The sequence below is a fragment of the Hamadaea tsunoensis DSM 44101 genome, assembly GCF_000428945.1.
Classification (GTDB): domain Bacteria; phylum Actinomycetota; class Actinomycetes; order Mycobacteriales; family Micromonosporaceae; genus Hamadaea; species Hamadaea tsunoensis.
Window position 1 is genome coordinate 145,394 of record NZ_AUAX01000006.1, and the last position, 23,873, is coordinate 169,266.

The 23,873-nt window shown below is 69.7% G+C and carries 19 protein-coding genes; 6 read left to right on the forward strand and 13 right to left on the reverse strand.

Going from position 1 to position 23,873, the window contains the following annotated elements; translation table 11 throughout:
- Positions 1–162: 162 nt before the first annotated feature.
- A complete protein-coding gene (locus G401_RS0113060) occupies positions 163–834 on the forward strand; it encodes a GCN5 family acetyltransferase (RefSeq protein WP_027342856.1) in 672 nt (223 codons plus the stop codon).
- On the opposite strand, the gene G401_RS0113065 is transcribed toward G401_RS0113060, so the two are convergent.
- The 6 genes from G401_RS0113065 to G401_RS45355 form a co-directional block, all read right to left on the reverse strand.
- Entirely contained in the window at positions 818–1,996 is a 1,179-nt protein-coding gene (locus G401_RS0113065; protein WP_027342857.1) for an N-acetylmuramoyl-L-alanine amidase, read from the reverse strand. The two genes, G401_RS0113060 and G401_RS0113065, sit on opposite strands and share 17 nt — an antisense overlap.
- Positions 1,997–2,189: 193 nt before the next feature.
- Complete coding sequence (gene trxA, locus G401_RS0113070; protein ID WP_027342858.1) at positions 2,190–2,513, reverse strand: thioredoxin; 324 nt, start codon at positions 2,511–2,513, stop codon at positions 2,190–2,192.
- 74 nt (positions 2,514–2,587) lie between these two features.
- A complete protein-coding gene (gene trxB / locus G401_RS0113075; RefSeq protein ID WP_027342859.1) occupies positions 2,588–3,520 on the reverse strand; it encodes a thioredoxin-disulfide reductase in 933 nt (310 codons plus the stop codon).
- A gap of 148 nt (positions 3,521–3,668) precedes the next feature.
- The gene (locus G401_RS0113080) at positions 3,669–4,529 is read right to left on the reverse strand and encodes a hypothetical protein (RefSeq protein ID WP_027342860.1); all 861 of its coding nucleotides are present in this window, start codon (positions 4,527–4,529) and stop codon (positions 3,669–3,671) included.
- Positions 4,526–5,146 carry an RNA polymerase sigma factor SigM gene (sigM, locus tag G401_RS0113085; protein WP_027342861.1) on the reverse strand — a complete coding sequence of 207 codons (621 nt, stop codon included), beginning with the start codon at positions 5,144–5,146 and terminating at the stop codon, positions 4,526–4,528. The genes G401_RS0113080 and sigM overlap by 4 nt, the downstream gene beginning before the upstream one ends.
- The gene (locus tag G401_RS45355) at positions 5,146–6,702 is read right to left on the reverse strand and encodes a protein kinase family protein (RefSeq protein ID WP_051366573.1); all 1,557 of its coding nucleotides are present in this window, start codon (positions 6,700–6,702) and stop codon (positions 5,146–5,148) included. The genes sigM and G401_RS45355 overlap by 1 nt, the downstream gene beginning before the upstream one ends.
- A 220-nt stretch (positions 6,703–6,922) precedes the next feature.
- Between G401_RS45355 and G401_RS0113095 the strand changes: the two genes are divergently transcribed.
- Positions 6,923–8,476 (forward strand): helicase HerA-like domain-containing protein, encoded by a 1,554-nt coding sequence (locus G401_RS0113095; protein WP_027342862.1) that lies wholly within the window; start codon positions 6,923–6,925, stop codon positions 8,474–8,476.
- Here G401_RS0113095 and murJ read toward each other — a convergent pair.
- On the reverse strand, positions 8,473–10,395 hold the full coding sequence (murJ, locus tag G401_RS0113100) for a murein biosynthesis integral membrane protein MurJ (RefSeq protein ID WP_169734180.1): 1,923 nt from the start codon (positions 10,393–10,395) through the stop codon (positions 8,473–8,475). The genes G401_RS0113095 and murJ overlap by 4 nt on opposite strands.
- Before the next feature lie 152 nt (positions 10,396–10,547).
- Here murJ and G401_RS0113105 point away from each other — a divergent pair, with 152 nt between their 5' ends.
- A complete protein-coding gene (locus G401_RS0113105; protein ID WP_027342864.1) occupies positions 10,548–11,981 on the forward strand; it encodes a CCA tRNA nucleotidyltransferase in 1,434 nt (477 codons plus the stop codon).
- Here the strand turns inward: G401_RS0113105 and G401_RS0113110 are convergent, their stop codons facing one another.
- The 6 genes from G401_RS0113110 to G401_RS45370 form a co-directional block, all read right to left on the reverse strand.
- Positions 11,982–14,345: a hypothetical protein gene (locus G401_RS0113110; protein WP_027342865.1), complete on the reverse strand. Its 2,364-nt coding sequence runs from the start codon at positions 14,343–14,345 to the stop codon at positions 11,982–11,984.
- 138 nt (positions 14,346–14,483) lie between these two features.
- Positions 14,484–15,821, reverse strand: a complete 1,338-nt coding sequence (locus tag G401_RS0113115) for an MFS transporter (RefSeq protein WP_051366574.1) — start codon at positions 15,819–15,821, stop codon at positions 14,484–14,486.
- 132 nt (positions 15,822–15,953) lie between these two features.
- Positions 15,954–16,451, reverse strand: a complete 498-nt coding sequence (locus G401_RS45360) for a DUF6584 family protein (protein ID WP_157545667.1) — start codon at positions 16,449–16,451, stop codon at positions 15,954–15,956.
- Positions 16,452–16,539: 88 nt separating this feature from the next.
- A complete protein-coding gene (locus G401_RS45365) occupies positions 16,540–17,022 on the reverse strand; it encodes a DUF6584 family protein (RefSeq protein ID WP_157545669.1) in 483 nt (160 codons plus the stop codon).
- A gap of 122 nt (positions 17,023–17,144) precedes the next feature.
- Positions 17,145–18,224 carry an inositol-3-phosphate synthase gene (locus G401_RS0113130; protein WP_027342867.1) on the reverse strand — a complete coding sequence of 360 codons (1,080 nt, stop codon included), beginning with the start codon at positions 18,222–18,224 and terminating at the stop codon, positions 17,145–17,147.
- A gap of 20 nt (positions 18,225–18,244) precedes the next feature.
- Positions 18,245–18,898, reverse strand: coding sequence for a PadR family transcriptional regulator (locus G401_RS45370; protein WP_084557132.1), 654 nt, complete (start codon positions 18,896–18,898; stop codon positions 18,245–18,247).
- Positions 18,899–19,052: 154 nt separating this feature from the next.
- Here G401_RS45370 and G401_RS0113140 point away from each other — a divergent pair, with 154 nt between their 5' ends.
- From G401_RS0113140 to G401_RS45380, 3 genes are all read left to right on the forward strand, one after another.
- A complete protein-coding gene (locus G401_RS0113140; RefSeq protein WP_027342868.1) occupies positions 19,053–19,496 on the forward strand; it encodes a DUF5318 family protein in 444 nt (147 codons plus the stop codon).
- 48 nt (positions 19,497–19,544) lie between these two features.
- Positions 19,545–22,370, forward strand: coding sequence for a transglycosylase domain-containing protein (locus G401_RS45375; RefSeq protein ID WP_051366577.1), 2,826 nt, complete (start codon positions 19,545–19,547; stop codon positions 22,368–22,370).
- Between the two features lie 79 nt (positions 22,371–22,449).
- Positions 22,450–23,820, forward strand: coding sequence for a glycosyltransferase family 87 protein (locus tag G401_RS45380; RefSeq protein ID WP_051366578.1), 1,371 nt, complete (start codon positions 22,450–22,452; stop codon positions 23,818–23,820).
- The last annotated feature ends 53 nt before the right edge of the window (positions 23,821–23,873 follow it).

Consider the following 23,873-nt stretch of genomic DNA (forward strand, 5'->3'; position numbering starts at 1 on the left):
GGCCGGAGAATCAGTGTGCCCCGCCGTGCGCCGGGCGCACGGGAAATTCCACGGTACCCGGCGGCGGGTTTGCCTTCCTTACTCTCCCAGATGACGGTCACTGCGCGTAAGGTCGAGTGGTTAGCGAAACGAGGGCCCTTACTTCGCAGATCGGTCACACGCATGTCGCGACGCGTCGTCAATCTGACCCTGGACACCCTGGAAGACCTGCCGCGCTCCTGCCGCGGCTGCGTCTACTGGGAGCTGGACCCCGTCGCGGCCGAGAAGGCCTGCGCGAACGGCGACGCCGGCTTCGAGAAGGAGGCGTGGGTCTCGCAGGCGCTGCTCGAATGGGGCTCCTGCGGCAAGATCGCGTACGTCGACGGCATGCCGGCCGGGTTCGTGATGTACGCGCCGCCCACCTACGTCCCCCGCAGCAACGCCTTCCCCACCTCGCCGGTCTCCGGCGACGCTGTCGTGATCATGGCCGCCAACGTCGTGCCGCCCTTCGCCGGCGGTGGGCTCGGCCGGATGCTCATCCAAGGCATGGCGCGGGACCTCACCAAGCGCGGGATCAAGGCGATCGAGGCCTTCGGCGACGCCAAGTTCGGCGAGCTCGACGAGACGCTCGGCCCGGTGGGCTGCGTCACCCCCGCCGATTTCTTCCTCGCCGTCGGGTTCAAGACCGTCCGGCCGCACCACCGGTTCCCCCGGTTGCGGCTCGACCTGCGTACCGCCCTCTCCTGGAAGAGCGACGTCGAGTACGCGTTGGAGAAGCTCCTCGGTTCGATGAGCCCCGAAGGCCTCCTCCGGCCGGTACGCCCGGCGACCCGGTCCCTCAGCTCGGGGAACTGAACTCGGCCCCGGCGAGGGCCGCCCGCAGCTCGCGTACGTCGATGGAACCGGTGAGCACGTCGGCCTCCAGCGGGTAGTACATCCGCTGGACGGCCGCCACGATCGCCTCCACGACGAGATCACGGAACCGCGGGTCGGTCAGCCGGGCACGGTCGGTCGGCGAGGTCAGGTAGCCGATGTCGACGCGTACCGCGGGCATGCGGGTGAGGCGCAGGATGTCCCAGCTCTTGGCGTGCACCTGGCAGTTGCGCAGCCCGGTACGCGCGACGATCTCCCGCAGCACCAGGCCGGCGAGGCGCTCCCCCATCGTCGAGGTGACGCCGTTGTCGGTGCCGTAGTGGAACGCCGCGACGCCGTCCGCCTCGGGATTCGGGTGCCCGTCGATGTGCAGGGAGATCAGCAGATCCGCGCCGAGGTCGTTGGCGAGCTGCGCGCGTTCCAGCGTGGACGGGGCCTGAGCCGGATGCGGCCCGCGGGTCAGGTGTACGCGCATCCCCGCCGCCGCCAGACGACCCTCCAACCGGCTCGCCATGTCGTACGCGAGATCCGCCTCGGACCAGCGCAGCGGGCCGTCGGGTACGTAGACGCCGGGATCGTCGGGGCCGCCGTGACCGGGGTCGATGACGATCTGCCGCCCGACCAGCACCGGTCCGTACGCGCGGAACACCTGCTCCTCGCGTAGCCGCTGCGGGGAGCCGCCGACGACCTTCCGGCCGAGCCGGCGCAGCGCGTTGAGGGTGTGGGGTCCGCAGGCGCCGTCCGGGGTCAGGCCGACCTCGCGCTGGAACTGGCCGACCGCCTTGGCCGTACGCGCGCCGTACACGCCGTCGGCCCGGCCGACGTCGTAGCCCATTTCGAGCAGGCGCTCCTGGAGCTGGCGTACGTCGTCGCCGATCAGGGCGTCCGGGATCTGCTGGTAGAGCGTGCGGGCGCCGAGGTGCCACTGGGCGGCCAGCAGGGCGCGCCAGGTCTCGTCGCCGACCTCGCCGTCGACGGACAGGCCGCGGCTCTGCTGGAACGTGCGCACCGCCCGTTCGAGCGCATGGTCGAAGACCCCGTCCTCGGCCGGCTCGGGGGACGGCGGCACGAGCTGCATGCCCGTCAGGATCGCGCGGATCTCGAGGACCGCGGCACCCCGATCACCTCGACAGATCGGACGCACAGATCACCTCCACCGTCGGCAAGCTTCCCCAGTACCCACACACACCCGGCCCGGCACACGAAAGCCGCCGGCCTTCGTCGCTCAAGCCCTCGGGAGCGTACCGCCCTCAGGCTTTCACAGGCCTCGGCCGCGCATGTGTCGGCCCCACCGGCTTGTGCGCCGATGGGGCCGGATGTTCTCGCGTAGGCGGTGGCTACAGCGCCTGCTCGATGAGCCGGACGAGTTCGCCCTTGGGCTTCGCGCCGGCGACCGACTGCACCGGCTGCCCGCCCTTGAAGATCGTGAGGGTCGGAACCGACATCACCCGGTACGCGCGCGTCGTCTCCGGGTTCTCATCGATGTTGACCTTGACGATGGTGACCTGGTCGGCCATCTCGCCGGCGATCTCCTCGAGTACCGGGGAGACCTTGCGGCACGGGCCGCACCACTCGGCCCAGAAGTCCACCAGGACGGGCTTGTCGGACTGCAGCACGTCGCTGACGAAGGTGGCGTCGGTGACGATCTTGGCAGAACCCATGTTCTCTCCCTTGTGTGCGGGGCCTTGTGCGCCGGGGGTTCGGTGAATCGGTACGGGGAAGTCGGTACGGCGGCTCAGCCGTGGTGGTGGGCCAGCCAGCGCTCGGCGTCCAGGGCCGCGGCGCAGCCCGAGCCGGCGGCCGTGATGGCCTGGCGGTAGGTGTGGTCGACGAGGTCGCCGGCGGCGAAGACACCCGGGACGTTCGTCCGCGACGACCGGCCCTCGGTGAGCACGTAGCCGTCCTCGTCCAGCTCGACCTGGCCCTTGAACAGCTCGCTGCGCGGGTCGTGGCCGATCGCGATGAACACGCCGGTGACGTCGAGCGTACGGTTCTCGCCGGTCTGGGTGTCGCGTACCTTGAGTCCGTTGACCTTGCCGTCTGCCCCGGTCACCTCGTCGACGACCGTGTTCCAGGCGACCTTGATCTTCGGGTTGGCGAGTGCCCGGTCAGCCATGATCTTGCTGGCCCGGAACTCCTCCCGGCGGTGCACGATCGTGACGGTCTCGGCGAACTTGGTCAGGAAGTTCGCCTCCTCCATCGCGGAGTCGCCGCCGCCGATCACGGCGATGTCGTGGCCGCGGAAGAAGAAGCCGTCACACGTCGCGCAGGACGAGACGCCATGACCGAGCAGCTCCTGCTCACCCGGTACGCCGAGCGGGCGCCACGCCGAGCCGGTGGAAAGGATCACGGCCTTGGCCTGGTACGCCTTCTCCCCCACCCAGACGGTCTTGACGTCGCCGGCCAGCTCGACCCGGGTCGCGTTGTCCGTGACGAACTCGGCCCCGAACCGCTCGGCCTGCCGGCGCATCTGGTCCATCAGCTCGGGACCCATGACGGCGTCCGGGAAGCCCGGGAAGTTCTCGACCTCGGTCGTGGTCATGAGCGCGCCACCGGACTCGAAGCCCTCGATGACGAGAGGCTGGAGGTTCGCCCGTGCCGCGTAGGTGGCCGCGGTGTAGCCCGCCGGCCCCGAACCGATGATGATGACGTTGCGAACGTCGCTCACTGTTGCTCCTCAGGCGTTCCTCCGGCGTTGGCGCACCGCCGACGGGCGGCACCGCGGCGCCGGAACTACATGGTGAGAACGTCATCGTACGGACGACTGATTCCCGCCTGGCGCAGGCGTGCGCGAGGTCACCGGAGGATGGGACTTCTCAGGACACCTTCTGTGACAACACGAGGTCGGCGCCTGACTTGCCGCAGTCCGGCCGGGCCACCGCGACCGTACGCCCGTCGTCGGCCGTCCGGATCACGACGATGAGTGCCGGGTCGCCGAGGTAGCGGGCGAAGTCGACGCCCACGACCTGGCCCGGAACCAGCGCCGACACGGCTCTGAGGCAGTCGGCCAGGCTGCTGCCGCCGCCCGCCAGGGGCGTGAGGTTGCTGGGCACCGAAGCGGTGGGCATCGGGGCGCTGTTCGCCGTCTTCGCGGGTACCGACGACGAGGCGTACATGCGGGTCTCGCCGAAGTCGGTCGCGAGGACGAGGGTGTCGCGGTTGTAGTCACGACCGGTGGCGACCTGCTCGAACGGTCCGAACATGGGAGCCGCCGCGGTGTCGGCGGCACCGCTGCCGGCCTGGTCCTGGCTCTGGTGCCGCAGCGCCGGAATGCCCACCGCCAGGGCGAACAGCACGACGAAGGCGGCGAGCACGGGTACCGCCCAGCGCCGGCGGCGACGCTGCGGTCGTCCGCCCGGGCGGTTGTCGGCGGGCGAACCGCTCTGCCGCGGATAGGTCGGCATTCCCGCCGTGATCTCGTTCACCGGCGGGGTCTCGTCGGCCAGCGCCGACCGCAGGCCTGCCCAGACGTCGTCCGGCATCGGGCCGGGGTCCTCGTCCAAGCCTGCGAGAGCGCTGCTCACCTCAGAGAGTGCCGCTGACATCTCGACGTGCGCGGCCGCCCAGACGAGATCATTGGCGACACGGTCGCGTACTTCTGCTTCCTGGGGAGTTCCGGCGAGGGCGCCGCCCACGTAATCGGCGAGCAGATCGAGATCGGGCTGGCTCAGGTTCATACCGGCCGTCCTCCCGTCTGATCTAGTCCGGCCCGTGATGGGTCTGAGACGCCGCCGTGACCAGCCGGGTTCCGCAGGTGGCCGAGCATCACAGCCAATCGCGCCCGCCCCCGTGAGCAGCGGCTCTTCACCGTACCCTCGGCGACGCCCAAGATCACGGCGACCTCGGCGACCGAGTAGCCCTGCACGTCGACCAGGATGAGCGCTGCTCTCTGCTCCTCCGGCAACTGCTGGAGCGCGTCGCGTACGACGAGATGGGTGTCATGATCCACGACGGGTGAGGCGGGCTCGGGCCGGGCGTGTCCCTCGGGCTCGCCCTGGCCGGGCAGCGGGACGGTCGGGCGGGCCTGGCGCCGGCGGACCCGGTCGAGGCAGGCGTTGACGACGATGCGGTGCAGCCAGGTGGTGACGGCGGCCTCGCCCCGGAACCCCGCCGCCGACCGGTACGCCTTGAGCAGCGCGTCCTGCAGCGCGTCGGCGGCCTCCTCGCGATCGTGGAGGGTACGCATCGCGACCGCCCACAGCCGGTCCCGGTGCCGCCGGACGATCTCGGCGAACGCGTCCCTGTCTCCGGCGACGTGAGCGGCCAGCAGCTCCTCGTCGGAGAGGGACAGCATCACGCCACCCTGACCGTTATCTCCTGCACGCCGATCTGGAAGCGCTGCGCCGAGTCCGCGGTGTCCCGCGGCATGCTCGTGATCCACAGCAGCAGGTAGCGGACCTTCTCGGCGCCGTCGTCCGACTGGCTGAACACCATGTTGGTGCCGTTGAAGTCGTCGAACGCGTTGCCGATCTGCTTGTACGTGGTCAGCGCGCTGGAGTCGGGAACCGTGGCGCCGCCGAGCAGCTTCGCCGAGACGGGCTTGCCCGACAGGACGACCTGGACGTCCGCGATGGACTGCGGCGTACCGAGGTCGAGCCAGATGCCCATGCCGGCCTTCAGGCCGCCGGGTCCGAAGTTCTGGTTGTAGTGCTCGCTCTTCCAGCCGGTGGTGTTCTTGCCGTCCACGGCCTTGTCGAGATTGGCCTTCTGGGTCCCGTCGCCCTGCGGGTCGAACAGGTTGACCTGGCCGCCGCTCAGCGTCAGGGCCACCGGCTCGGCGACGCTCGGAGCCGACGTGCTGGGCTGGGCCGAGACCGTGTTGCCGCCCTTGTCGCCGGGTTGGTTGTTCGAGGTGAGCGCGCGGGCGCTGATCGTGAGGCCGACGAGGGCCAGCACGACCACCGCCGCCACGCCGTAGATCAGCCGGCGCGACCGCTGCCGGGGCGGCTCGGGCAGCGTCTCGCTGAACCGCAGCGGGCCGTAGCCGCGCTCCTCCCCCGCCACGTCGAGGCGGTCGAGTTCGGCGGCCAGCACATCGGCGCTGGGCAGCGTGACCCGCTCGTTGAGCAGGTCGCCGACGAGATCGTCGAGGTGCGTCGGTACGCCTGCCCGGACCTGCCTCGGCGTGGCGAGAACACCGTTCTCGTCGCGTACGCCGTCGGGCAGGCCGAGGGCGCCGGCCTCCTTGCGAGGCCACTGCTCGGTGAGCGCGTAGTAGAGGATGCCGCCGATCGACCGGACGTCGCCGTCGTTGGTGGCGGAGCCGGCGCGCGCGTCGGTCAGCACGACGCGGCCGTCGTCGCCGAGCAGGACGGTGCCGGGGTGCACGTTGCCGTGGGCCATGCCGCTCGCGTGCAGTGCGCTGACCGCCTCGGCGATCGCGTGCACGACGTTCACCGCGCGGTCGGGATCGAGCGGGCCCTCGCCCTCGACGATCTGCCGCAGCGAGACGCCTTCGACCCATTCGCGCACCACGTACGCCCGGTGGCCCTCGTCGATCGCGTCGTAGACGCCGATCAGGTGCGGGTGCACGACCCGGCTGGCCGTGACGGCGGCGGCGAGCATCTCCTCGGCGGCGGGACCGCCCGGGGCTCGCAGCACCACCGCGATCGGGCGCAGCAGCATGATGTCGACGCCGCGCCAGACCTGCCGGCCGCCCGCGTCGTCGTTGATGTGCTCTTCGAGCCGGTAGCGGTCGGCGAGCACCTCGCCGACCGTGCCCGCCCGGTCGGTCGGGGACGCTGAGGGAGCGCTGCCTGGGTCCGGGCCCGTGACATCGCCGAGGGACGGCCGGTCAGCGGTTCGGTGCTCCTTCTCGGCCACCGGCTGACCTTCGCCGACGTGGGTCACCCCGTCCTCCCTCGGTGTGGTGCGCGCAGCGTTTCCACGCCTAGCCTATGCGTTCCGGGCGCGCGCTGGGTGCGACCTTACCGCTCTGAAACAAACTCGCGACACTGCGATGTGGTTGAACCTCAAGTGACACGGTGGTCACACGGCTTGACGTACCCAAGTGATCAGCAGATGTCGTATTTACCCATGATCGGTGACTTTTATCCGGAAAACTGAGCTGGTGAGCACCGCACCGGACGACGCCGTACGCACCGGCTACGCCTTCACCACACCCGCCATCGACCTCGGCGCACTGGTTCTGGCCGGCGGCGACGCCGACAAGGACGCGCCGGTACGCGTACCGATGGCGATGCTCAACCGGCACGGCCTGGTGGCGGGGGCCACCGGCACGGGCAAGACGAAAACCCTTCAGGTGATGGCCGAACAGCTCAGCGCGGCCGGCGTACCGGTGTTCCTGGCCGACGTCAAAGGCGACGTGAGCGGCATGGCCGTCGCCGGGGAGCCGAACGAAAAGATCACCGGCCGGATGAGCGAGCTGGGCCAGGAGTGGGTGGCGGCCGCGTACCCGGTGGAGTTCTTCACACTCGGCGGCCGCGGCACTGGTACGCCGATCCGCGCGACCATCACCGCGTTCGGCCCGATCCTGCTGTCCAAGGTGCTCGGCCTCACGGATGTGCAGTCGTCCTCGCTCAACCTGGTCTTCCACTACGCCGACAAGGCCGGCCTGCCCCTCGTGGATCTCAAGGACCTGCGGGCGGTCATCCAGTTCCTCACCTCCGACGAGGGGGCCGCCGAACTCAAGGAACTCGGCGGGCTGTCGAAGCAGACGGCCGGCGTACTCCTGCGGGAGCTGATCGCGTTCGCCGACGCCGGTGCCGAGGACTTCTTCGGCGAGCCCGAGTTCAATTCGCAGGACCTGCTGCGGACGACCCCGGACGGCCGGGGCGTCGTGTCCATTCTGGAACTACCCGGCGTGGTCCAGCAGCCGGCGCTCTTCTCCTCGTTCCTGATGTGGCTGCTCGCCGACCTCTTCCAGGATCTGCCCGAGGTCGGCGACCCGGACAAGCCGAAGCTGTGCTTCTTCTTCGACGAGGCGCACCTGCTGTTCAAGGACGCGTCCAAGCAGTTCCTGGAGTCGATCACGCAGACCGTGCGGCTCATCCGCTCCAAGGGCGTCGGCGTGTACTTCGTCACGCAGACGCCCAAGGACGTCCACCCCGACGTCCTCGCGCAGCTGGGCAACCGGATCCAGCACGCGTTGCGCGCGTACACGCCCGACGACGCGAAGGCGCTCAAGGCGACCGCCTCCACCTTCCCCAAGTCCGGCTACGACCTGGAGGAACTGCTCACCCAGCTCGGCACCGGCGAGGCGGTCGTCACCGTCCTCAACGAGAAGGGCGCGCCCACCCCGGTCGCCTGGACCCGGCTCCGCGCACCGCAATCTCTCATGGCCGCCGCACCCGCCGAGCTTCTCCAGCAGACGACCGCGAATTCCCTCCTGTACGCGAAGTACGCCACCCCGGTCGACCGGGAGTCGGCCTACGAGATGCTGGCCGCCCGGCTGGCCCCGGCGGCGCCACCACCGGCGGAAGCCCCGGCCCCCGCCCCGAAACCGGAGAAGGCGGCGAAACCGGCCAAGGCCGAGCCGGGGATCGTCGACCAGGTGCTGAAGTCGCGTACGACCCAGACTTTGATCAAAAGTGCGGCCGCCGCGGCCGGCGCGGCGATCGTGCGCGGGATCTTCGGGACCGCGCGCAGGAGCAAGAAGAGCTAGCGGCGCAGGAGCTTGCGGCGGACCCGGCCGAGCAGGCCGAAGACGTCGTCGATCTCCTCGATCCGCAGGCCCTTGGCGACGGCGAGATAGCCGGCCAGGATCACCGCGCCGCCCAGGACCAGCTGGATCCACGAGCTCTCGATGCCGATCTTGCGCAGCACCAGCACGGTGAGGTAACCGAGGATGCCGGAGGCGACCATCGCGCCGACGATGCGGGCCAGCGTCCACGCCGTACGTCCGAGCCCGAGCGAGCCGATCCGCTTGTGCAGCTGCCAGATGCTGAGCGCGGTGGCGATGACGTAGGAGATGCCGTTGCCGAGCATGACGCCGGCCGCCTCGAGACCGATCGTGAACAGCACCCACTGCGCGATGATCCGGATCAGGACGACGGGGATGTTGAGCAGCGCCGGGGTCTTCGTGTCCGGCAGCGCGTAGAACGCGAACGTGAACAGCTGGCTCAGCGAGAACGGGATCAGCGAGATGCCGGCCATGATGAGCACGGAGGCGCCGCGACTCGCGTCGTGCTCGGTGAACGCGCCCCGGGCGAAGAGCGAGACGAGGGCCGGCCCGGCCAGGAAGACGAAGACGACCGCGATCGGAGCCAGCATGGCGCTGGTCGTGCGTACGCCCTTCGCCAAGTCGTTGACCAGCTCCGCGAGGCGACCGGCGGCCGAGGCGGCGGACATCCGCGGCATCAGCGCGGTGATGATCGAGACCGCCACGATGCCGTGGGCCATCATCATCAGCAGGTAGACGTTGTTGTAGATGAGCAGGCTGTTGCCGCTCAGCAGGCGCAGCATGACCAGCACGCCGACCTGGCTGACCGCGACGTAGCAGAACATCCAGCCGCCGAGGTGGGCCAGTTCGCGCAGGCCCAGCGCGCGGAAGTCGAACCGTGCCTTCCAGCGGAACCCCGCCCGGTGCAGCGCGGGCAGCAGCCCCGCGGTCTGCAGGGTGATGCCGAGCAGCGTGCCGCCGCCGAGCAGGGCGACCATCGCCGGGCTGACGTCGCCGGCCTCCCGGCTCACCGCGCCGAAGAACACGATGTACAGCACGCAGGTGGCGATGACGACGATGTTGTTGAGGATCGGCGTCCACATCGGCGGCCCGAACACCCCGCGCGTGTTCAGGTACGCGCTGAGCACCGCCGAGACGCCGAAGAAGAAGATCGCCGGCAGCGTGAAGTACGACAGGGCGGTGACGAGGTTGCGGTAGTCGTCGCCCGTCCCGGACTTCGTGTAGATCATCGTGAGCAGCGGTGCGGCCAGCGTGGCCAGGATCGCCGCGACGCCGAGCACGAGCGCGGTCAGGGTCATCAGCCGCTGGGCGTACGCCTCACCGCCGTCGGCGTCGTTGCGCCGGGCGCGTACCAGCACCGGGATGACGACGCTGGACAGGACGCCGCCGATGAGGAACTCGTAGACCATGCCCGGGAAGAACTGCGCCGTCGTGTACGCGTCGCCCAGGCCCAGCGCGACGCCGCCGAGGGCCGCCGCGATCATGGCCGTCCGCAGGAAGCCCGTTCCGCGGCTGACCAGCGACCCGATCGCCATGATCGCCGAGTTGCCGGCGGCCGTGTTCTCCCGCGGCTGTCCGCTTTCGGCCGGGCCGGTCGGCGTACCGGGCGCGGTGTCCGGGGCGGGGCGGGGCGGCGGCTGGAGGTGGACGGTCGTGTCTCCCCCGACCGCGGGCAGGATCGTCGTGGCGTCGTCGATCGGGCGCAGCACGGTGGTCGCGTCGTTCATCGAGGGGACCGGACCGAACCGCACCGTACGCTCGACCGCCAGTTCGGTCTCGGCACCCGGAAGCGATTCGCCGACGATCTGGGGCAGCATCATGGTCGCGTCGGGATCCACCCGCGGGTATGCCCCCGTCGGGTCGTCCCAGGGAAACCAGTCCTGCTCCGGATCTCTGCTCACCGCGCATACACTAGCTGCCCGTTCACGGCCGCGGCGAGACGAGGCGGGGGCCCTTGTCAAGATCCACCAGGCGTTGATGTGGATCTTCATTGCGAAGTGATCCGGCCACCGCGCACCTGCCGCCCGGCCGTGCCCGATAAGCTGCTTGACCGATGTCGAACTCAAACGCCCTGACCGTGGCCCAGCGCGAGGCCGTGGCCGCGCTGCTGGCGCGCTTCCCTGTCGCCGACGAGCTCGGCGGCCGGTTCGCCGACGCCGGATTCGAGCTGCACCTCGTCGGCGGCTCGGTACGCGACGCGCTGCTCGGCCGCCTCGGCGACGATTTGGACTTCTGCACCGACGCACACCCCGACGAGACGCTGCGCGCGGTGCGGGGCTGGGCCGAGGCGACCTGGGAGACGGGGCGGGAGTTCGGCACGATCGGTGCCTTCCGCGACGGGCTGCGCCTGGAGATCACGACCTACCGCGCGGAGTCCTACGACGGCGTGAGCCGGAATCCGGCCGTCCAGTACGGCAGCACCCTGGCCGAGGATCTGAGCCGGCGCGACTTCACGATCAACGCGATGGCGGTCAGCCTCCAGGACCACCACTTCACCGACTTGTTCGGCGGCCTCGACGACCTGCAGACCCGGATCATCCGTACGCCGGGCACGCCCCAGCAGAGCTTCGGCGACGATCCGCTCCGGATGCTGCGCGCCGCCCGGTTCGCCGCCCAGCTCCGATTCGTCGTCGACGAGCCGGTGATGCGGGCGATGTCGGACCTCTCCGGTCAGCTGACCCGGATCACCGCCGAGCGCGTACGCGAGGAATTCAGCAAGCTGATGCTCGGCGAGGACCCGGTGACGGGGCTGCGGCTGCTGGTGGAGACCGGACTGGCCGAGATCTTCCTGCCGGAGCTGACCGCGCTGCGGATGGAGATCGACGAGCACGCCCAGCACAAGGACGTGTACGAGCACACGCTGACGGTCGTGCAGAACGCGGTGAACCTCGACACCGCCGACACGGGCCCGGACCTCGTGCTGCGCCTGTCCGCGCTGCTGCACGACATCGGCAAGCCCGATACCAAGGCAGTGGACGCGGACGGCCGGGTGAGCTTCCACCACCACGAGCTGGTCGGCGCACGGATGGCCAAGCACCGGCTCAAGACGCTGAAGTACCCGAAGGAGGTGATCAGTTCCGTGGTCGGACTGATCGCGCTCCACCTGCGGTTCTACGGCTACGGCCGGGGCGAGTGGACCGACTCCGCGGTCCGCCGGTACGTCCACGACGCCGAAGACCTGCTTCCCCGGCTGCACAAGCTGACCAGGTCGGACTGCACGACCCGCAACAAGCGCAAGGCCGCGCAGCTCAGCGCCGACTACGACGCGCTGGAGGAGCGGATCGCCCGCATCGCCGAGGAGGAGGATCTCGCGAAGGTCCGGCCCGACCTCGACGGCAACGCGATCATGGAGCTGCTCGACATCCCGCCGGGCCCGGTGGTGGGCCGCGCCTGGAAGCACCTCAAGGAGGTACGCCTGGAGCGCGGGCCCCTGACCCGGGAGGAAGCCGAGTCGGAGCTGCGCGCCTGGGCGACGGAGAACCTCTGATCAGGCGCCGGTCAGCTCGTAGACCGTGACCGTGCCCTCGTGGTAGCGGACCTGCGCGTACTTGGTCAGGTCGGGTGAGACCGCGCCGGCCCGGTCGTCGGCGTACAGCCAGTGGGCGCCGTACTGCTGCTGGAGCCGGCCGACGACCTCCGCGGTCGGGTTGGTGAAGACCTGGTCGTTGATGCTCAGCCGCTCCAGGTCAGGTGCCGGCTGCTTGAAGTAGGGCAGTCCGTCCTTGCCGTGCGCGGCCTGCGTCGCCTCCTGGTATGCCCACCCCTCCAGCACCACGCGGTGTTCGGTGAGGCCGGAGACCCAGAACGAGCGGTTGATGCAGTTCGGCTCGGTGACCAGGTTCTCGCAGTGGATGTTGGTGGCCACGACGTCGTTCGCCGGGGCGTTCGCCGCCAGCCACTGGGCGGCACGCATCTCCTCGGCGGTCACCCAGAACGAGCCCTTGCTGCCGGCGCTCGGTCCGTGGCCCTGCACAGCCGGCTTGACCGTGTAGTAGATCTCGTATCCGGCGCTGAAGAAGCCGAGGCCGAACAGGCACGTGACCATCACGACCGCGCCCTTGCCGGTCAGGACCGACGCCCGCGGGGTCAGCCGGGGCAGGACCCGCCACGCCAGCGCGCCCAGGCCGAGGATCGCGATGAGGCTGACCAGCGGCGCACCCAGCAGGTACGCCCAGTCGTGCTTCCAGCTGCCGCGCCCGCCCGGACCGTAGGAGTAGAGCACCTTGGCGAGCAGGCCACCGGCGACGAGTCCGCCGATCACGAAGATCCGGCGCTGCCGGGCCGGGGCGAGGTCGACGATGAGCCAGGCGCCGAGCACCGAGCCGGCGGCGACCGCCGAGTACCAGAAGTACAGCTCACCATTGGCGACGTGGCTGACCAGCAGCGCGGCTCCGAGCCCGCCGACGCTGGTGCCGGCGAGCAGCCAGGCGGCCGGATCGCGGCGGATCCGCGGCCGCAGCAGCGCGACGAGGCCGAGCAGCCGGGGCAGCTGGCTGATCAGGAAGCTCACGATGAGCAGCGGGAAGAACAGCTTCGTCAGCGAGCCGACCGTTTGCAGGCTCGGCGGCAGGAAGCCCCCGGTGCCGGGGATCGAGCTCGACCCGATCACGTTGATGTACTGCGCCTTGAACGTGAAGGCCGCGCCGAGCTGCAGGCCGGAGCCGGGCAGGCCGCCCGCGATGATCGGAGCCGCCAGCGCCAGTACGCCGACCGTCGCGGCCAGCGCGACGAGCAGTCCCTTCGGCGGCCGGCGGTGGATCATCCAGGCGGCGCCGGCGGCCGTCACCACGCCGCACAGCAGAACAGGGATCGAGCTGGACTTCGACCCGGCCGAGGCGAGCAGGAACACCGGGACCAGAACCCATGCCCGGCCCATGCGCTTGCCCCGGGCGACGTCCACGAGCAGGCTCGCCGTGACCACGAGGACCGGGATCGAGTAGGTCAGCGTCGGGCTGTAGGAGGCCAGGAGGCGTACCGGGTAGCTGCTGAAACGCGGCCAGATCACCGTGTCGGAGAACAGCATGGCGGCGGAGGCCGCGAGCGGGCCGCTCCACCACGCGCCGGTCACCTGCCGGGCGAGGCCGCAGATCACCAGTACGCCGGCCAGCACGACCGGTGCCCACCACAGGCGCAGCAGGACGGTGGAGATCGGTACGCCGCTGATCAGGTGCGCGGTGGCCCGGTGCGCGTCGGAGAACCAGTGGTAGTGCAGCGCGACGCCGGCCATCTGCGGCTGCTGCGGAGTGATCGTCCGGCTCAGCTCGGCGCTGTTGGCCCAGTGGTAGTAGAGGTCTTCGAAGAGGCTGTGGGTCGCGGGCGGCAGCGGGTTGTTGCCCCAGAACACGACCGCGAACCAGCCGACCATCAGGGACATGATCCCGGCGACCGACCAGGAGAACGCGATCGGCAGCGGCCTGGGCTCCTCGATCCGCCAGAACCTCCGCAGCCGCGGAACGCCGGCGAACAGTGCCACGACCGGGATCGGCCAGGCCCACAGCCAGTGCTGCTGGCCGGTGCCGACGCCGAGCGCCCACATCGGCAGCTCGGCCACGAGACCGGTGATCGCGCCGAAGCCGATGTCCTCCGGCAGGTTGCCCCGGCTCCCACGGAGGGCCCGGAAGATCAGCGTTCCCGGCAGCACCACGCAGCCGGCCCAGTACGCGGCGTACCGGGCGATGTCGGTGGCGGGGGTGTTCGACCAGAGCAGCCCGACGACCGTGACCGCGGCGACGATGAGCCACGGCAGCGTACGCGCGACCCACACCAGCGCGCCCGTCCCACCGGTACGCCCAGCCGGCGAGGTGAGGTCCGCTTCCGCACTGGTATCGGGCGCGTCGAGAACGGTGCTCACTGGACTACCTCCGTGCCGCATCGCGGCCATCGCCGGCGCATTGTGCAGAGCGACTCTACAAGGCCGCCTGCCTGGGGACATCCCTCGGCATCCGGGCGCTTCGCCGGTCAGGGCCGGTGTCGAACCACCGGGTCGGCACTAATGCCTGACGGGACGGCCGAACCAGAACGCGAGGGCGGCGTACCCGACGGCGACGCCGATCAGGGCGACGGCCGACTTGCCGTCCGCCGGAAGAGTGAGCGCGGCGAGGAAGAGACCGGTCACCATGCACAGGTTGAACGCGGTGTCGTTGAGGCTGAAGATCCGGCCGCGGTAGTCGTCCTCGCACTCGTGCTGCAGCGTGGCGTCCACGATGATCTTCATGCTCTGCGAGGCGATGTTCATGACCGCGGCCGCCACCAGGAGCAGCCCGGCGATGAACGGCAGGCCGAGGACCAGGATTGCGACGGAGATGCCGGCCAGCATGATCGTGATCCAGCGCTGGGCGCCGAAGCGGCGCGTCGCCGCCGGTGTGACCACGGCGGCGAGACCGGCGCCGACCGCCCCGGCGATCACGACCTGGCCCAGGGACCACAGCGACCGCGAGGTGCCGTCGGGCGTGTGCCGGCCGAAGTAGCGGCTGTAGAGCAGCAGCACCGCCAAGGTCAGGAAGCCGTAGAGCAGGCGGTGACCGGCCGTCAGCACCATCACCCGGGCGGCCCGCGGCCGGGCGGCCAGGTGGCGAAGGCCCCCGACCATCCCCCGCGCGACGTCGACGACCGCCGTCCAGACGCCGATCCGCGGCCGCTCCTCCTCGTCCGGCCCCAGCTGGCCACTGCGGAAGGTCGCGTACGCGAGCAGACCCGACGCGAGGTAGCCGACGGCCGCGATGCCGGCGATGCACGCGTACCCGTGCTGGGTGGTGTGGACCATGGAGGTCGCGATCATGGCAGCGGCCGAGAAGAGGCCGACCGAGAACATGATCGTGCCGGCGGTCGTGGCGAGTGCGTTGGCGGTGACCAGGCGGGCGTCCTCGACCACCCGGGGCAGGGCGGCCGACAGGCCGGCGAGGAAGAACCGGTTCACGGCGATCACGAGAAGCGCGGCGAGCGCGAACCGCGGGCCCTGGTCGCCCGTCCAGATGAGGAAGAAGGCGGGGATCACGAGCAGCGCCCGGCCGAGGTTGGCCAGCGCGAGCGACGCGCGCCGGTCCCAGCGGTCGAGGAAGACGCCGACGAACGGCCCGAGCAGCGAGTACGGCAGCAGCAGGATGGCGAAGCCGGTGGCGATGGCCAGCGGGCTCGACTGCTTCGACGGGTTGAACAGCAGCGATCCGGCGAGGCCGGCCTGGAACCAGCCGTCGGCGAGCTGCGAGATCAGCCGGACGAGCAGGAGGTTGCGAAAGCCCCGCGACCTGAGGATCGCCTTGAGGTAGTGCCCGTCGACCTTGCGCTGCAGGTCGGCGTTGACAGCGGCGGACGTCGCGGGAGGCGGCACCCGACCAGAGTAAGTGACCGTCGCCCGGCTCGCCGAATACGCGGGGATCAGACCACCCGTGTCCGCATTCAGGGTGCTGTGCCCTTACTGGAAGTTCACTGAACGTTCGCCGTCATCGGCCCGCGACGGTCGCTAGGCGAGGACCCACTTGAGGATGCGGAGCAGGCCCACCGCCGCGAGAGCGCCGACGATCACCATCGCGACGACCGTGTAGAAGCAGGGAATGCCCGCGCCGCGGGTCTTCGCCGGCGCGCGGTACGACCCCACCCAGATCTCCGGCGGCCCCGACTGCTCCGCCTCCGCGACCAGCGCGTCGAGGCGGCTGCGGGCCGGCGCCGACAACGCGTCCGGGTCGCCCGTCCAGCGCAGCAGCCGGACTCGCGCCCACGGATCCGCGTGTACGCGGTGGAAGGCGGTCAGCTCGTCCGGGCGTACCTCGTCGGTGAGGAATCCCCAGCGGCCGGCCTCGGTCAGGTTGCCGGTCTGCCGGTAGACGGAGGCGAGCAGGCGGAACAGTTCCAGATCGTCCGGATAGGACGCGACCAGCGTACGCAGGCGCTGTGCGGCGAGATGGGTATGGCCGGCGGCGAGATCCCGCTTCACCCGGTCCAGGACGTCGGCTTTGGCCACCCACACATGATCTGGGCTCGCGACTGTGCGCGCCAGGTGCCCATGTAACGAAACCGCAACGTGAGACGCCGATGTCTCGGAGCGACGCCTACGTCAGCCAGCCAACGATGGTCATCACACCGAGGACCGCCAGGGCGAGGACCGCTCCCCCGCCGACCAGGGCGGCCGCGCTGACCAGAAACGGCCGCCGCTGCGGGACCGCCACCGGTACGCCGACCGGCAGCTCGGCAGCCGCCGCGGCGGCCAGCTCGGCGAGTCGCGTACGCGCGTGGTCGGTCGGTGCGAGGTCGGCCGAGCCTTCCCAGCGCAGCGCGCGCAACCGTTGCGCGGCGGACGGGAAGGCGCGCTCGAAGGCCGAGATCTCGGCGGGCTCGGTGCCCTGCGAGAGATAGTCCCAGCGACCGGCTTCGATGGCGTTACCGGTCATGCGGTGCACCGCGGCGAGCCGGTGCCGGAGATCCAGGTCATGCGGATGGACCGCGACCAGGCTGCTCAAGCGCTGGATCGCGGGCTGGGTACGGCCGTGCGCCACATCGACGTCGACCTTGTCCAGCACGTATGCCTTAGCCATAAGCCCACTGTGACAGGCGCCCCACGGGGAGGTAAATACCTGGCGACCCTCGTTGATGCCATAGACGACTATGAGCCGTCCCACAGGAACGGCTCATAGTCGGTGTCAGCTGCCCGAACGCGTCAGCGCTCGACCTCGCCGCGGATGAAGGCCTCGACGGACTCGTGCGCGTCGTGGTCGCTGTACTGGACCGGCGGCGACTTCATGAAGTAGCTCGACGCCGAGAGGATCGGGCCACCGATCTTGCGGTCGAGCGCGATCTTCGCGGCGCGGACCGCGTCGATGATGACGCCGGCCGAGTTCGGCGAGTCCCACACCTCGAGCTTGAGCTCGGCATTCAGCGGAACGTCGCCGAACGCGCGGCCCTCCAGCCGGATGTAGGCCCACTTGCGGTCCGACAGCCACGGCACGTGGTCGGACGGCCCGATGTGGACGTCGCTCTTGGCCAGCTCGTGCGGGACCTGGGAGGTGACCGACTGGGTCTTCGAGATCTTCTTCGAGACCAGGCGGGTCCGCTCCAGCATGTTCATGAAGTCCATGTTGCCGCCGAAGTTGAGCTGGTACGTGCGCAGCAGCTCGACGCCGCGGTCCTCGAACAGCTTGGCCAGCGCCCGGTGGACGATGGTCGCACCGACCTGCGACTTGATGTCGTCGCCGACGATCGGCAGGCCCGCGTCCTCGAACTTCTTCGCCCAGACGGGGTCCGAGGCGATGAAGACGGGCAGGGCGTTGACGAAGGCGCACCCGGCGTCGATGGCCGCCTGCGCGTAGAACTTGTCGGCCTCTTCCGAGCCCACCGGCAGGTAGGAGACGACGACGTCGACCTGCGCGTCCCGCAGCGCCTGCGCGACGTCGACCGGCTGCTCGTCGGACTCCTGCACCATCTCCTGGTAGTACTGGCCCAGGCCGTCGTACGTCGGACCGCGCTGGACACTCACGCCCACCGGCGGCACGTCGCACAACTTGATCGTGTTGTTCTCGCTGGCCACGATCGCCTCGGCCAGATCCTGCCCGACCTTCTTCGCGTCGACGTCGAAGGCCGCGACGAACTGGACGTCACGAACGTGGTAGCCGCCGAAGTCGACGTGCATGAGACCGGGTACGCGCTCGTTGGGGTCGGCGTTGCGGTAGTACTCGACGCCCTGGACCAGGGACGAGGCGCAGTTGCCGACGCCGACGATGGCTACGCGGACGGAACCCATCGTGGGTGCCTCCTTACTGTTCACTGCCGCCTCGGCGTCTGGCCAGGCGGGTCATCTTCGTGGCCCGGTTGGGCCGCGGAAGTCTCCGTGCCGGGGTCACCCGGCTGGTACGCGCGCTGCGCCGGCGGCCTGCCGGACCGCTCGTTCGCGATCAACTCCTCGAGCCAGCGCACCTCACGCTCGGCCGCGTCGAGGCCGTGCCTCTGCAGCTCCAGCGTGTACGCGTCGACGCGCTCGGCGGCCCGCGCGAGCACGTCGCGCAGTCCCTCCCGGCGCTCCTCGACCTTGCGGCGGCGCCCCTCGAGAATGCGCAGCCGGATTTCCGTGTCGGTACGCGCGAAGAACGCGAAGTGGACCCCGAAACCGGGGTCGTCGTAGCTCTCCGGTCCGGTCTGCGCGAGGAGCTCCTCGAAGCGCTCCTTGCCCTCTGCGGTGATCTTGTAGACCACCCGGCCGCGCCGGCTGGTCAACGGGGGGACCAACTCGTCGTCGGGCAGGGACTCCCCTGCCTCGGTGATCCAGCCGCTGGCCTGCAGCCGCCGGAGGGTCGGGTAGAGCGAGCCGTAGCTGATCGCGGCGCGCATCGCCCCGATCTTGAGCGCGAGCTGTTTACGCAGCTCATAGCCGTGCATAGGGGCCTCGTGCAGGATGCCGAGGATCGCCATGTCCAGCACTTCGCCACCTTCCCGCCACTCGATGTATCGGGCCGATACATCTGTAGGTTAGAACGCCCGGATACTTCAGGGCAAGACAACCGGGCCGGTGGCCTTGATCACCGACAGTGACGGAGGTCGCGAGGGTCAAGATGACCCGTTACCCTTCCTAAGCATGCGGACGCAGCGGCAGGTGGTCGATTTCGCGCTCCAGCGCCGGGCGCTGCTGCGGGATGTCTACGCCGGTCGAGTGGCGGTCCGCGAGGTCTGCGACGCGTCTGCCTATCTGCGGACGGCGGCCCGCTTCCACGGCGAGCCGACCGAGGACCTCTGCCCGATCTGCCGACGCGAATTTTTGACCCGCGTCCACTACATCTATGGTGATGAGCTGAAGCAATCTGCTGGTCAGGCGCGTACCCTGGCGGAGTTGACCAGCCTGGCGACGACGTTGCGCGAGTTTCAGGTGTTCGTGGTGGAGGTCTGCCGCGGGTGCCAGTGGAACCACCTGGTGGAGCAGTTCCTCCTGGGCGACGCCGGTACGCCGGAAGCTACGACGGGGACCGCACCGGCCGCCCCGGGCCGGAGGTCCTCGACGTCACGTCGCCGCCAGGCGATGTGACAGTCCGACCAGGCGGTCCCCCCGCCGTGACCGGAACGGTGTAAAGAGATGAGTTCGTACGGCGACCCCAACGCCGGCGCCGGACACTGGAACGAGGCCGGCCGCGATGGTGCCGGCTACGACGGTGCCGGTTACGACGGCGGCTACGGCGCCGCAGCGCCCTCCTCGGGCCGAGCGTCCGCACCGCAGCCCGGCCGCGGCCGGGCGCAGGTGAACCGGGACGATTTCGGCTACCAGTACGACGACGACGCCGGCCGCCCGGCCGCCTCCTACGACGACTACAACAACCCGGGCGGCGGCTACGGCCGGCCCGTGGGCAGCGCGTCGGTGGGCTCCGCGTCGGTGGGCTCCGCTTCCGTTCCGACCTCTCCGGCGAGCGGGTCCGCCCCGGTGGGTCGTGCCTCGGTCGGCCGCGCGGGCGTCGTTTCCCCGGGCACCGCCGGGCGGGCGAGCGTACCGGCGCCGGGTGCCGGTCGGGCCGGCGTACGGCCGGTCGACCCGGACGAACTCGACGGTCCTGACCGCGGCCCCGGTGGTCCCGGCGGCCCCCGCGGTCCCCGCGGCCGGGACGGCGGCAGCGGCGGCGGAAAGGGCGCCCCCCGCTCCAAGAACGCCAAGAAGTCGCGCCGCATCAAGATCATTACGGCCTCGGTCGCGGCGTTCCTGATCCTCTTCGGTGTCGGCGCCATCGGCGGTACCTACTACTTCGACACCGTCGACGAGTACCTGCCGGACGCCATCCCCACCGCGCAGACGACCGCGGTGATGGCGAGCGACGGCAAGACGCAGATCGCCCAGCTGGGTACGGAGAACCGCATCACGGTCCCGATGTCGATCATCCCGGACCAGGTGCGCAAGGCCCTCATCGCCGGTGAGGACAAGGAGTTCTTCGACCACCACGGCATCTCCTACAGCGGCATCCTCCGCGCGGCCTGGAACAACGTGACCGGCGGCGACAAGCAGGGCGCCTCGACCATCACGCAGCAGTACATCAAGATCGCGACCCAGCAGTCGCAGATCACGTACGCCCGTAAGCTCCGCGAGGCGGTCCTCGCCCGCAAGCTGGAGGACAAGTACTCGAAGCTCGAGATCATGGGCTTCTACCTCAACACCGTCGACTTCGGCCGGGGAGCGGTCGGCATCGAGAAAGCCGCGCAGGCGTACTTCAACAAGAGCGCCAAGGACCTGACGGTGCCGGAGGCGGCCGTGCTCGGCGCGGTCATCAAGGACCCCTACGGTTCGGGCGGCGCCGGCGGCAGCCCCTACGATCCCGAGTTCCACCCGGACACCGCCAAGGTCCGCTGGGGCTACGTGCTGGACAACATGGTCGAGAAGGGCTGGCTGCCGGCGACGGACCGGGCCGCCATGCAGTTCCCCGTCGACAAGGTACGCAAGGCGGCCACCGTGTCGACCACGGCGCAGTGGGGCATCAAGATCAACCCTGGTGACCCGGCCGGCAAGGCGACCGGCAATGTGATCAATTACGTGTCCCAGGAGCTCTCCGCCCAGGGCATCAGCCCCGACGAGCTGCGTACCGGCGGCTACCGCGTGACCACGACGATCGACATGAACGCGCAGAAGATCGTCGAGACGGCCGCCCGGCCCGACCTCAAGACCTCGCAGATCTACGGCCGCAAGGTGACCAAGACGCAGGACCTGGAAGCGGCGGCGGTCATGATCGACCCGTCGAACGGCCGGGTGCTCGGTTACTACGGCGGCCTCGACGGCACCGGCACCGACCTGGCCGGCCTGAACACCGGTGGCGCGCACGGCGAGTTCGGCGGCCACGCGCCCGGATCGTCCATGAAGGTCTACACACTGGCGGCCGCGCTGGAGGCGGGTGTCTCGCTGCAGACCCGCTGGAAGGCGAACCCGTTCACGACCGAGGACGGTCACAAGATCGGTAACGCCGGCTACAACAACGCCAGCTGCGGCAACTACTGCACGCTCGAGTACAGCTTCATGAAGTCCTTCAACGTCCCGTTCTACTGGGTCGCCCGGCAGATCGGTCCGGGCAAGGTCGTCGAGATGGCCGAGAAGGCCGGCGTACGCACGATGTGGACGACGGACGGCGCCCCGGTGGACCTGACGAAGGACATGCAGGGCGCTCAGGACCGCGCGCCGTTCGACCGCGAGGTCGGCTACGGCCAGTACCCGATCACGGTGCTGGACCACGCGAACGGTGTGGCGACGATCGCGAACGGCGGCGTCTACAACAAGGCCCACTTCGTGCTGAAGGTCGAGAAGAAGGACATCACGACCGGGCAGTACAAGATCGTGACGAGTGCCGGCGAGAAGCTGGCGCCGACCGCCACGATCCGGCGCCAGGTCGCCAACGACGTCACGTACGCGATGGAGAAGGTCTTCGACGACCACGGCTGGCCGTCGATCGCCGGCGGGCACCAGATCGCCGCCAAGACCGGTACCTGGGAAGGCGCGACCGTCAAGAACGGCAGGGTCGTCGCCAGCAGCGACAACGCGCACGCCTGGGTCGTCGGCTTCACCAAGCAGGCGGCACTGGCGGTGTGGACCGGCAACGTCCTCGGTGAGACGCCCGTCGTCGACCCGAAGACCAACAGCACGATCACGTCGGGCAGTGCGCCCTACCGGATCTGGAACCAGATCTTCCAGGGCTACACCAAGGGCACCGACAAGCTCAAGCTGGCTGACCCGTCGCACGTCGGCGACGACGACAGCCCTCTGGCGAACGGGATCTCCCCGACGCCGAGCCTGCCGGTGCTGCCCTCGGGCGGAACCGGCGACCCCAACTGCATTCCCCTCGTGACCTGTCCCACTACCGACCCCGGCGGCCCGCAGAGTCCCGATCCGTCCGCGTCGCCGAGGACCTCGAAATCGCCCCGGCCTGGAGGCTGACATGATCCGAGTCGACACGGACACCGAAGCGGTATCCGAGGCCGACGACAACGTAAGTCCGAGCGGGACAGGGACTCCTATGGATTCCCCGTCCCGCTCGGATGGTTTCGTCGGCGGCCTCGCCGAACTGCTCGGCGGCAAGGTGGGTGACCACGCCTCGCCGGTACGCCACACAGTGCGGTTCGTGGGACTCATCGTGCTCGGGCTGACGTTCCTGACGCTGGCCCTGCACTTCGTCCAGAAGTCGCCCTGCCGGGACGGCGCCTGGTCGGACAACAAGCAGTACACGCACTTCTGCTACACCGACGTGCTCGCCCTGTACGGCGCCGAAGGCCTGGCCGACGGCAAGGTGCCCTACGTCGACCACGCCGTCGAGTACCCGGTGCTCACGGGCGCGATGATGGGTGTCATCGGCCTGCCGATCCACAAGTACGGCCAGACCCACCCGGAGTTCAACCAGTACCAGGGGTTCTACGACCTCACCGCGCTGGTGCTGGGCGCGTTCGCCCTGATCACCGCCGCGATGATCGTGGCCCTGCGCAATCGCCGGCCCTGGGACGCGGCGATGTTCGCGCTCTCCCCAGCCCTGCTCGTGACGGCCACGGTCAACTGGGACTTCCTGGCCATCGTGCTGGCGGTCGGCGGCATCTACGCCTGGTCGCGCCGATGGGACTGGGCCTGGCTCCCGCCGGTCGTCACGGGTGTCCTCTTCGGACTCGGCGCCTCGGCCAAGTTGTGGCCGCTGTTCCTGCTCGGCGGCATCCTCGCGGTCGCCGTACGCAACCGGCAGCTGAGCAGGTTCTTCATCGCGGCCGGCGCCACGGTGGTCACCTGGCTGATCGTGAACGTGCCGGTCATGATGGCCAACTTCGCGAGCTGGAACGAGTTCTTCCGCAACAGCAACGAGCGCGGCGTGGACTGGGGCGTGCTGTGGTACGTCGGCCGCTACTTCGACAGCAAGTTCTGGTCGGGGGCGCCCGGCGACTCGGGCCTGTTCCAGTACCTGTCGCGGGACGAGAACCGGTCGCTGCTCAACTTCATCTGCTACGCGCTGTTCCTCGGCGCCTGCGCGGGCGTCTTCTGGCTGGCCCAGAAGGCTCCGGCGGCCCCCCGGCTGACCCAGCTGACCTTCCTGATCGTGGCGTTCTTCCTGCTGTTCAGCAAGGTGTGGTCGCAGCAGTTCACGCTGTGGCTGCTGCCGCTGGCGATCCTCGCCCGGCCGCGCTGGGGCGCGTTCCTGCTCTGGCAGTTCGCCGAGCTCGGCTACTTCCTGGCGTTCTACGGCGAGCTCCTGGGCGCGTCGGGCAAGAACGTCATGCCCGAAGGTGTGTTCGTTCTCGCATCGACGTTCCGCTGGGTGACGGTTGCCGCGCTGTGCGTACTGGTGATTCAGGACATCCGGCACCCGAAGCGGGACGTGGTACGCCAATCCGACCCGCTCGCGGTCTGACCAGGCCGCGCATGACCCGGTGGCAACCCGGCCGGGTCATGCGCGGATCCCGA